Genomic DNA, 10,682 nt, shown 5'->3' on the forward strand with positions numbered 1-10,682 from the left:
GATTGCGTCCAGTCGGAGCGACGTCCGCGTGCGCTATCGTTCGTCATGGCGGGCGGCGTCTTCGCCGGCGTGATTGGGCCGCAGCTCGTCACCTATACCATGAATGTATGGGCGCCCCACACCTTCGCGGCGACATTCTTGGCGCAAGCAGCGGTGGCCGCCATATCCGCATTCATCCTGTTCGGCGTACGTCTTCCGAAGCCCTCGACGGCGGCGGCCGGAGGCCGCCCGATCGGCATCATCGCTCGCCAGCCCAGATTCTTGACCGCAGTTGTCTGCGCAACTGTCTCATATCTGTTGATGAACTTTCTCATGACGGCGGCACCACTTGCGATGCAAATGTGCGGCCTGCCGCAGACGTCGTCCAACCTTGGCATTCAATGGCACATCATCGCGATGTATGGCCCCAGCTTCTTTACCGGGCGTTTGATCACACGCTTCGGGGCGCAAAGGGTCGTTCTGACGGGCCTGATGCTCATCGCCCTTTCAGCCGCCGTCGGGTTGACCGGCGTCAACGTAGCGCATTTCTGGCTGACACTGATTCTGCTCGGCGTGGGGTGGAACTTCGGCTTCGTGGGCGCGTCGGCTCTCGTACTTGAATGTCATCGACCGGACGAAAAGGCCCGAGTGCAGTCGCTCAACGACTTCATCGTGTTCGGGACGATGACCTTCGGCTCCTTCCTGTCAGGCGGCCTCCTGACCTCGTATGGTTGGAACACGGTGCTCTCGTTGTCATTCATTCCCCTTGCTTTAGCGATCCTCGCTCTGATCGCTTCGGCGACGGCGCGCCGGCGCGGCATCGCCAGTTGATCAGCCCTACGAGGGAGCCGGTAACCGGTCAATGCGCCGATCCCGCCTCCTGGATCAACCATTCGCGAAACGCAACAAGTTTGGGCAGAGACGCGCACTCTCCCCGGTAAACGATGTAATAAGCCAGTTCAGACGTCCATTTCACTTTTGGGAACAATTGGACCAGCCGGCCGGCGGCCAGATCGTCGCGGGCCATGACGCTCCGCGCCAACGCTACGCCGTGACCGTCCACCGCAGCTTGCAGAACGGCGGCCGAATTGTTGATCCGCATGCCACGCTTGGCATCGACGTTCTCTGCCCCAGCCCGCTGAAGCCAATCGTCCCACGATGCAAATCCCAGGTGTCCGTCTACGGACAGATCGTGTATCAGAGCTTTGCCGGAGAGGTCGTTAGGCGTCTTGAGCTTGGCGTTCTTGGCGAGCCATGTGGGCGAGCAAACGGCACAGATTTGTTCGTCCATCAACTTTTCCGACACGAGACCGGGCCAGGATCCCCGACCGTACCGCACACCGATGTCAACGCCTTGTGCAGTGAAGTCGACCAGCTTGAGGTTCGTATCGAGCCGAACGTCCGTCTCTGGCCACATTTCGTGAAACCGCTCGATCCGCGGCATCAGCCACTTCCCCGCAAACGATGGACTAACCGTGACCGTCAACACACCGTTCCTGGAGCCTTCGCGCAAGCGATCCAATCCGAGTGAAAGTCGATCAAACCCTGCGCGAATATCCGGCAACGCACGCTCGGCCGTGTCGGTTGGAATGAGGCGGGAACGGCCGCTCGCACCTCGATGAAACAGCGGTGTACCGAGCCACTCTTCAAGCGAGCGAACCAATTGGCCAACTGCCGCAGGCGTCACGTTCAATTCCGCTGCCGCAGACGAGAAGCTTTGGTGCCGGGCGCTCGCTTCAAACGCACGCAGCGCATTAAGATGTACGGGACCTTTCATGCAAAGATAAACTTCGGTGGGAGTTCAAGGGTAAGAGGGCCCGGGACGGTCCTAGCGCCCGAATCTACTGACGTTTCCGCATCGGACCAATGCCTGGCGGCGCTCGCGGGCTGGAGGCACCAACTGCATCGCCTCCCAAATGGCTGGCTTTGCCTCACTTCGGCGCCGACGCTGCGGTTCGAAGCGTGCAGCGCACGCGTATCGCTTGCTGTCGCGCCCATGACGGAAAGTTTTTCTGTCAACTCGAAACACTTTATCTCATTTGCCTACAAATGCAAATCAGCGAAGAATCCCCTCTGGGTCGAAGATGGTAAGGCCTGTTCTTCGGCGACATTCGTTGCGCGCCAGGGACATAGTTTTGCTTCTGTGGTTACTGGCTTCGATGGTGTCGTTGCCACAGCGAGAAAATAGGTCGCGGTCGTCCGCACGTTGCGTAGCTCTGCCGCTGCCGTACCGGCGCAATCGAGATCCCTTTCTTCCTGCTGTGAGCTCGGCCTAATTCATTCAACTAGAGCCTGCCAAGCTGCGGGCGGAGGGATTTCAAATGAGCAATCAATTCAAGGGCAAGAAGTTGTTGGTCGTCGGTGGCACCAGTGGAATGGGCCTGGAGACGGCCCGCATGGTCCTCGCCGAGGGCGGCAGCGCGGTCATCGTCGGGCATCGTGCGGATAAGGCCGAAGAGGCGCGCAAGGAACTGGCCGCACTGGGCGAGGTAACTGCGTTGACGGCGGACCTATCCAGCAACGACGGGCTGGCCGCGCTGCTCAAGACGATCGACGACCAGCATGCCGACATCGACCTGCTCGTCAATGCGGCCGGCATCTTCTTTCCCAAGCCGTTCCTGGAGCACCAGGATGCGGACTACGATCAGTACATGAAGCTGAACAAGGCGTTTTTCTTTATCACGCAGAAAGTCGCCGCCAACTTGGTCGCCAAGGCCTGCCCCGGTGCGATCGTCAATATCGGCTCGATGTGGGCCAAGCAAGCCATCGCAGCAACCCCGTCGTCGGCATATTCCATGGCCAAGGCGGGTCTGCATTCGCTGACTCAGCACCTTGCGATGGAACTGGCTCCCAAGCACATCCGCGTCAACGGGGTATCCCCAGCGGTAGTCCAGACCCCGATCTACGAAGGGTTCATCCCGAAGGCGGAAGTGCACAACGCGCTGCAGGGCTTCAATAGTTTCCACCCCATCGGCCGCGTGGGCACGCCGCAGGATGTCGCCGAGGTGGTCACCTTCCTGCTCTCGGACAAGGCAAGCTGGGTTACCGGCGCGATTTGGGATGTCGACGGCGGTGTGATGGCTGGCCGGAACTGATCTTTTTTGGCGGGCTCCGATCGCGCCGACGGAAATTTCGGCTACGGAAATTCATCAAGCGGCGCCCGCCGCTGTCCGAAATTCGCTTCACTCAGTAGCGCCCCCCTATTGCCCCCGATGTCGGGAGACAACAGGGGGCAAGAACTCACCGCTGGCGATAGCGACGCAACGTCGCCGCTGGCGGCTCCCCAAAAGCCGCCCGATAGTCCGCGCTAAACCGGCCGACGTGAGCGAACCCCAGCCGCAAGGCGACGTCAGTTACCGACGTATTGGCGACGGCCAACTTAAAAATCCGATAGGCGGCTTGCCGGCACACGAGTGTTTGTCCACGATGACATTTACGGAGCATTTTCCGACAAGCTAGCCAGCCGCGAGCCGTATCAAGGTGGGCAACCCGATGGATAGTCGCACGCGAGTCAGTAATCTCGTCTCTACAACCCAAGGTCAGCGCGTACTGGACTACATCGATATCGGCAAGACGGAAGGCGCGAAGCTGATTGCCGGTGGTGCTCGGGTTAAGGTCCAAGACTGCGAACACGGGTACTTCATTGAACCGACGCTCTTCGAAGCTACGAACCGTATGCGCGTTGCACAGGAAGAGATTTTTGGTCCCGTGATGAGCCTGATTCGCTGGAGCGACTACGAAACGATGATCGGTGAAGCGAATGATGTGAGATACGGGCTGGCGTCGGGTATTTATACGTCGAACTTGGCAAACGCGATGCGAACCGCCGACCGCCTGGAAGCCGGCAACGTCTGGATCAACCACTACTTCAACCTAAGCAGCCGCTCGCCATTTGGCGGTTTCAAGGAGAGTGGCATCGGCACCGAACATTGCCGTGAGACGCTCAATATGTATTCACACGTGAAGGCGATCACCGTGCAAGATGCCGTCGTCAAGCCTTGGTTCGCGGTTTGAGACCGAAACGATTGCATTTCGGTGGTGGATTGGTCATTAACCGACGATAAAAACGTTTTGCACATTGGAGCCACGCCATGACTTCGCTGCTTGCGGCTCGTCGTGGCGGTTCGCCATTGGGGTGCGTCTTCCCAAGCCCCGCCTAGCCAAAATATCGCTCGAACCAGCCGTGGCTGGCCAACCGATACGTTGACCTTGAACGACGGACGCCCCCATTGGCTTACGTGCTTTATCGGCAGCGAAAATAGTTAAATTTAAAATTAACAAGAAGACTTGATGATGAAGATGTTGCATTGGCCGGCGATTGTACTTTGTCTATATGCGGCCCAAAACTGTCGCGCGCAATCGAGCGTGACACTAAGCGGACTGATCGACGCCGGCGTGTCGTTCGTTAGTAACGAGGGCGGAAGCGGAAACCTCAAATTTGACGACGGCATTTTTGTGCCAAACTTGTTGACTCTTATAAGAGCGACGGACGGCTCGTCAAAGTGAAGGCACCGGGCGAGTACTGTGAGGATTTCGACAAAGCAACGCGGGGATTGAAGAAGGCACGCATAGCGAGCTACAAGGGCTTCGTATTCGTGAGCCTCGACGTCGAAGCTACGGAAACACTCGAGGATTACCTGGGCGACGCACGCGTCTTCTTCGATATGATGCTCGAGCAATCGCCCACAGGTGAACTCGAAGTGCTGCCCGGCAAGTCGACGTACACCTATGACGGAAATTGGAAGCTGCAGAACGAGAACGGTCTCGATGGCTACCACGTCAGCGCGGTGCACTACAACTACGTCGCCACGGTTCAGCATCGCCAGGAATCGAATGCAAAGAAGGACGGGCAGCAGAGTGCAACCCTCGACTACAGCAAGCTCGGCGCGGGCGATGCCGATACGGACGATGGCTGGTTCGCATTCAGGAACGGTCACAGCGTGCTCTTCAGCGACATGCCGAATCCGGATGTACGCCCGGGTTATGCGAGCGTGACGCCACGCCTCATTGGGGCCCACGGCCAGCAAAAGGCTGAGTGGATGATGCATCGGCTGCGCAATCTGAACATCTATCCGAGCCTCTTTTTTATGGATCAGATCAGCTCGCAGCTCCGCATCGTGCGGCCCGTGGCCTGGAACAAGACAGAAGTGATCAGCGAATGTATCGGGGTGAAGGGCGAATCGGATCAGGACCGCGAAAACCGGATTCGCCAGTTCGAGGATTTCTTCAACGTGTCCGGCATGGGCACTCCTGACGACCTCGTCGAGTTCCGGGAGCAGCAACGCGGCTTCCAGGCGCGGCTTGAACGATGGAGCGATATCTCGCGCGGCCATCATCGATGGGTGGAGGGCGAGACCGAGAACGCTCGCCTGCTCGGCATCAAGCCGAGTCTGACAGGAACGGAACTCTCGCATGAAGGCTTATATGTGAACCAGCACGGTGCATGGCAAGCGTTGCTGTTGAAAGGACTCACGCAAAAAACCAGCGATACTGAGGAGGCTTAAACCATGCAAGCGCTGCAACATTCAGTCGAGCAATTTCTTTATCGCATGGCGGAGCTTTGCGACGCCCAACTCTGGGACGAATATCTCGATCTGTTCGACGAGAACAGCGAATTTCACGTGCCGCAGTGGGACTCTGAGCACGAGTTTACGACCGACCCCAAGCGGGGTATGTCGCTCATCTACTATTCGAACCGCACGGGTCTAGAGGACCGCGTCTTCCGCTTGCGAACCGGCAAGTCCGCGGCATCAACGCCGCTGCCGCGAACGCTGCACCAGATCACCAACGTACGCATCACCGCGGGTGAAGGCGGAGACTACGAGGTGAAGTTGAACTGGGCGACGTTCTATGCTCGTCAGGGCATAGGCGAATATTTCTTCGGGCGTGCCACCTATCACCTGCGCGAGCACGATCAGAGTTGGAAGATCGCCAAGAAGCACGTGCTCCTGCTCAACGACACCATCAACGCGGTGCTCGACTTTTACCATCTTTGAGCGGGGTGCTTCATCCATGAACCACAAAGTTGCTTTTAGTTTTGCCGACGGCAAAACCGTGTTCTGCGATGCCCGGGCCGACGAGCTTCTACTCGACGCCGCGTTGCGCAACGGCGTGAACATTCCCCTCGATTGCAGAGAAGGAGTATGCGGCACCTGTCAGGGGCGCTGCGAATCGGGCCGCTATACGCAGGACTACGTTGATGAGGAGACGCTTTCCGCGGCCGACCTCGCGCAACGCAAGATCCTTTCTTGCCAGACGCGCTTGCAGTCGGATTCGTCCTTCTATTTCGACTTCGATTCAAGCCTGTGTAACACCAGCGGTACCTCCCTCCTGTCCGGACGCGTGGCCGGCGTGCAGCAGGTTTCCGAAACAACCGCGATCTTGCATCTCGATGCGAGTTCGCACACGCGACGACTGGATTTCCTCCCCGGACAATATGCACGCCTTAAGGTACCCGAATCGAGCGTATGGCGGTCCTACTCGTTCGCGAACCGGCCCGACGACAGTAATCAGTTGCAGTTTCTGATCCGGCTTCTTCCTGACGGCGCAATGAGCAATTACATACGCGATCGCTGCAAGCCAGGCCAGACGATCGAGTTCGAGGCGCCGTTAGGGGCATTTTATCTACGACAGATCGAGCGCCCGCTAGTTTTGGTGGCGGGTGGCACCGGCTTATCTGCGTTTTTGGGCATGCTTGACGACCTCGCACAGAAGGGCAGATGTGGCCAACCGATCCGTCTCTACTACGGCGTGACCAATGCGCGCGATTTGTGCGAACTCGAGCGCCTTGCACGTTATGAAGACAATATCGCGGACTTCCAATGCGAGATTGTCGTGATGAACCCCTCCAAAGAATGGCTGGGCAAGACGGGGCTTATTCCGCAGCATTTCGACCGCGCGTTCCTCGACGCCAATCCGGTCGACATGTACTTGTGTGGGCCGCCTCCGATGGTGGAGGCGATCAAAGGATGGCTGGCGACCGAACAGATCGACGGACATAGGCTCTACTACGAGAAATTCGGGGACAGCAACGGCCTCTAGCAGCCCAGTCCAAAGCGGCGAGGGCAAGGACGATTCGTTCGTCATTGACAAGAAGAGCGCGGGGTATCGGGGACGGCCCGAACCCGCCTTGAACATCCACGTCTTAGTCGATTCAAAAAAATTCGGATACGCAGAATCACAGCCTGGATTCCGGGGAAAAGAAAGAATGAGAACAAGGACGCTTAGCATTTCCACACGCCTGCTTATCGCATTTAGCGCCCTACTGCTTCTATTCGTGACAGAAGGCATCTTGTCGTTGCAGAAACTCAGAGAGGCGAACGTTCGTCTCTCTCGGATCGTCGACGACGGAAACATAAAATTGGCATTGGCTGAAGATCTCTCCCGCCAGGTTTTCATTGGTATGGACTCTATAAAGACCATACTACTGATTAGCAATGCGAACGCTATTTCAGATTTCACAAGACGTGGCTATGACGCAAAACGAAGATTCATGACCGACCGAGAGACACTGCGCAAGCTCAGTCTCGGATCGGACCAGGCAACTGCATTGATAGACGCAATTTTCGAGACGAATGATAAACGGACCGTTCCTGACTTTGACCAGTTCGTCACATTGGCACAGAACCGACAGCACGATCAAGCGGCACAGTGGTTGGTCGATCGAGCAGCGCCATCGATGCAGGCGCTTCAAGATACGATCACTCGCTTCACGGAATTCCAGACGGCGCGAAACGCGCAGCAGAAGCTACGAGCTGTCACGACGTATGAACGAGCTAAGGTAACGCTGGTCATCGTTCTGGCAGTTTCGACAGTCCTGCTTGCGGGGATCGGCGTCGCTTTGTCTCGCAGCCTGCTGCATGAGTTGGGCGCGGAACCGGCTGCGGCCCGAGAAATCGCTTGTACGATCGCGCAGGGCGATCTATCGAGCGAACCCTCAGTTCTGAGTGCACCGCCAGGTAGTTTGATTGTGGCGATGAGAGAGATGCATATAGGTCTGCGGCGGGTCGTCGAGAGCGTCCGTCACTATGCCGAAACAGTCACACTTGGAAGTCGTGAGATCGCCCAAGGAAATGATGAACTCTCAGCGCGCACGGAAGAGCAAGCCGCTTCTCTTCAGGAAACTGCGGCGACAGGGATTTTTCGTATCGCCCAGGAGTCGCTGACGAATATCGCTCGCCACGCCTCCGCCTCGCACGTAGAAATCACGTTGACCACATCAAAATCTAAAATTGAGCTCGTCGTCAGCGACAATGGAAAAGGGTTCGATATGTTGGTGCGGCGCCTTGGGTCGTATGGACTATTCGGGATGGCCGAACGGGCGAGAATGATGGACGCCCGCCTCGCGATCCACAGCCAACCGGGAAACGGTTCGGTGGTCCAGTTGCGCGTTAACGAAGATGCTTTCATTACAGAATAGGTAGAGATGGCTTGCAAGTTGTCAAAATGGCAAAGTGAATTGTCACGCGTACGCGGTAAGCATTCGAGCTTGACTAAAGCGCTGGACTATTGCATCAAACGGTGGGAAGCACTCACGCGCTATCTCGACGACAGACACGTGCCCATAGACAATTGGGTCGCGAACCAGATCCGTTCATGGACCATCGGCAGGGCTAACGGCTTATTGGCCGGCTCGCTGTGCGCTGGCCAACGTGCAGCTGCGATTATGAGCCTCATCCGCTCAGCGCAACTCAATGGTCACGAACCGCACGCATTCTGAAAAACATCCTGGCACGCCCGCCCACTTACAGGGCGAGCGACATCGTCGCATTGCTGCCACATAGCCGGCAGCCTCGTACATCTGTCGCCTAACTCGCCGCTCGTCAAGGCGGGTTCGCCAGACCACATCAGACGCCTACCCTCCAGCGCGAACGCACAAAGTCCAATTTCGAAAAACATTTTCTACCAACACTCACAAATCAAAATGAGAGCGGTAGCTAATCTGTTTGATAAAATCAGTACTGTTACGGACGGGTCGAATGCAGACCTCGGCGCGCTTGTATCAATATGCAATTTGAATCCAGATCACCTATTCCAGCCACTGGACGCACCGTGAAGGCCTATTCAAAACCAACGAATTTTGGAGCATCGGCCGAACATGTCGGCTCTGTTTTTGACGAGGTGATCAATCGCAAGAATACGAACTCCCTGAAGTGGGAATCCGGCGAGCGATTTCTCAAAGCCGATGAGCTGGAGGTGCGACCGCTGCCGATGTGGGTCGCGGACATGGATTTCAAAGCTCCGCAGCCTGTCATCGATGCCCTTCACGAGGCCGTCGAGTTCGGTGTATTCGGCTACCCGCGTGGAGCTAGCAGCAGCTATATCGACGCGGTCATAGGCTGGCAAGCGAAGCGGTTCGGGTGGGATGTCGCTCGCGAATGGGTGATGCAGACGAGCGGCATTATCACCGCGCTCAAGACCGCCATTCAAGCATTTTCGGCACCGGGAGACTCGGTTCTTATCCAGCCGCCCGTCTACGCGCATTTCCACGACGACGTTTTGATGAATGGACGTCGCCTGACGTTGGCGCCACTTGAGCGGACGGACACCGGATACCGCTTGAACGAGAAGACGTTCGAGACAGCGATCCTAGACAACACCAAGGTGTTCATCCTCAGCAACCCGCACAACCCGACCGGTAACGTATGGTCAGAGGACGAGCTCCGGGCCATGGGCGAGATCTGCGATCGGCACGGTGTGCTCGTAATTTCGGACGAGATCCATCAAGACTTGATCCTCAGCCCGACCAAAAGGCACATACCGTTTGCTTCGCTCGGCGGGAAGTTTGCGGAAGGGAGCATCACCTGCACGGCGCCTAGCAAGACATTCAATTTGCCGGGCCTGCAAAGTGCGAATGTGTTCGTGCCGAATCGACGTCTGCGCGAGGAGCTACGCCGTCAGTACGACAGAAATATGTATCCGTCGGTCAACACACTCGGCATGGTGGCCGCAGAAGCCGCCTACGCCCACGGCGAGTCATGGCTCGAGGAGTTGCTAGTCTATCTCCGTGAGAATCATGCCTACTTTCGCGACGCGGTCCACCGCATCACCTCGATGATTCAGGTTTTGCCGGCTGACTCCCTCTACCTCGCTTGGATGGACTGCCGGGCGCTCGAAATGGACGCAGACGCACTCGACAAATTCATGCTAACCAAGGCTCGACTGTGGCTCGATAAGGGGCAGAAGTTCGGTATCGCGGGGCACGGCTACATGCGTGCGAATCTCGGTTGTCCTCGCTCTACGATCGTCGAGGCGATCAGGCGGCTTGGCGAAGCAGCGGCTGGCCTATGAACGAATCGGAGGTATGTTACGCGGAAAGCAAAAAGCAAGTACTATGCATCCGTCGGGCGTGGCAATCCGCGAATGCGCCTCCGCCGTGCATGCGCATGATGGTCTGCACGATCGACAAGCCGAGCCCGCTCGATGCGATGAACTCACTGCGCGCCGCGTCGCCATGATACAGCGGTCGAACAAACGAGCGAATTCGTCGTGCTCGAAGCGCGGCCCGCAATTGCCGCTGGCGGTGCAAGCGCCGGTCGCACCTGAATGACCCTGCAGGCGCACAACGGTGCCCACGCCCGCGTAGCCCGCCGCATTGATGACGACGTCGCCGACCTCCTTTCGGCACAGGATTGCGTTCGCCACCATTTCTCCGCCGGTGTAAGCGTTGCTTGAGTACCGTCTAGACCGATGGCGCCAAAGTG

General features: G+C 57.5%; 9 protein-coding genes and 2 pseudogenes. 9 read left to right on the forward strand and 2 right to left on the reverse strand.

The features are described from left to right. On the forward strand, positions 1-810 hold an 810-nt coding region (locus tag BN2475_RS31760), incomplete at its 5' end, for an MFS transporter (protein ID WP_143326010.1). A 28-nt stretch (positions 811-838) separates the two neighbouring features. On the opposite strand, the gene gcvA is transcribed toward BN2475_RS31760, so the two are convergent. Continuing rightward, positions 839-1,756, reverse strand: a complete 918-nt coding sequence (gene gcvA, locus BN2475_RS31765) for a transcriptional regulator GcvA (RefSeq protein ID WP_094783329.1) — start codon at positions 1,754-1,756, stop codon at positions 839-841. 544 nt (positions 1,757-2,300) lie between these two features. Here gcvA and BN2475_RS31770 point away from each other — a divergent pair. After that, a complete protein-coding gene (locus BN2475_RS31770) occupies positions 2,301-3,074 on the forward strand; it encodes an SDR family NAD(P)-dependent oxidoreductase (protein WP_094783330.1) in 774 nt (257 codons plus the stop codon). Between the two features lie 145 nt (positions 3,075-3,219). Here the strand turns inward: BN2475_RS31770 and BN2475_RS36665 are convergent, their stop codons facing one another. Further along, on the reverse strand, positions 3,220-3,423 hold the full coding sequence (locus BN2475_RS36665; protein WP_094783336.1) for a helix-turn-helix domain-containing protein: 204 nt from the start codon (positions 3,421-3,423) through the stop codon (positions 3,220-3,222). A gap of 30 nt (positions 3,424-3,453) precedes the next feature. Here BN2475_RS36665 and BN2475_RS31780 point away from each other — a divergent pair, with 30 nt between their 5' ends. The 7 genes and pseudogenes from BN2475_RS31780 to BN2475_RS31815 all read left to right on the forward strand — a co-directional run bounded on the left by BN2475_RS31780 (position 3,454) and on the right by BN2475_RS31815 (position 10,269). Next, positions 3,454-3,993, forward strand: coding sequence for an aldehyde dehydrogenase family protein (locus BN2475_RS31780; RefSeq protein WP_281254300.1), 540 nt, complete (start codon positions 3,454-3,456; stop codon positions 3,991-3,993). A gap of 461 nt (positions 3,994-4,454) precedes the next feature. After that, positions 4,455-5,483 (forward strand): annotated as a pseudogene (gene antA, locus BN2475_RS31790) (anthranilate 1,2-dioxygenase large subunit); the annotation flags it as partial. A 3-nt stretch (positions 5,484-5,486) separates the two neighbouring features. After that, complete coding sequence (antB, locus tag BN2475_RS31795; RefSeq protein WP_094783332.1) at positions 5,487-5,975, forward strand: anthranilate 1,2-dioxygenase small subunit; 489 nt, start codon at positions 5,487-5,489, stop codon at positions 5,973-5,975. Positions 5,976-5,991: 16 nt separating this feature from the next. Next, positions 5,992-7,020, forward strand: a complete 1,029-nt coding sequence (antC, locus tag BN2475_RS31800) for an anthranilate 1,2-dioxygenase electron transfer component AntC (protein ID WP_094783333.1) — start codon at positions 5,992-5,994, stop codon at positions 7,018-7,020. Between the two features lie 88 nt (positions 7,021-7,108). After that, positions 7,109-8,398 carry a sensor histidine kinase gene (locus tag BN2475_RS31805; RefSeq protein WP_143326012.1) on the forward strand — a complete coding sequence of 430 codons (1,290 nt, stop codon included), beginning with the start codon at positions 7,109-7,111 and terminating at the stop codon, positions 8,396-8,398. Between the two features lie 69 nt (positions 8,399-8,467). Next, positions 8,468-8,790 (forward strand): annotated as a pseudogene (locus BN2475_RS31810) (IS66 family transposase); the annotation flags it as partial. Between the two features lie 240 nt (positions 8,791-9,030). Continuing rightward, positions 9,031-10,269: a MalY/PatB family protein gene (locus tag BN2475_RS31815; RefSeq protein ID WP_245841723.1), complete on the forward strand. Its 1,239-nt coding sequence runs from the start codon at positions 9,031-9,033 to the stop codon at positions 10,267-10,269. Positions 10,270-10,682: the final 413 nt, after the last annotated feature.

Source organism: Paraburkholderia ribeironis (assembly GCF_900019265.1).
GTDB classification, from domain to species: Bacteria; Pseudomonadota; Gammaproteobacteria; order Burkholderiales; family Burkholderiaceae; genus Paraburkholderia; species Paraburkholderia ribeironis.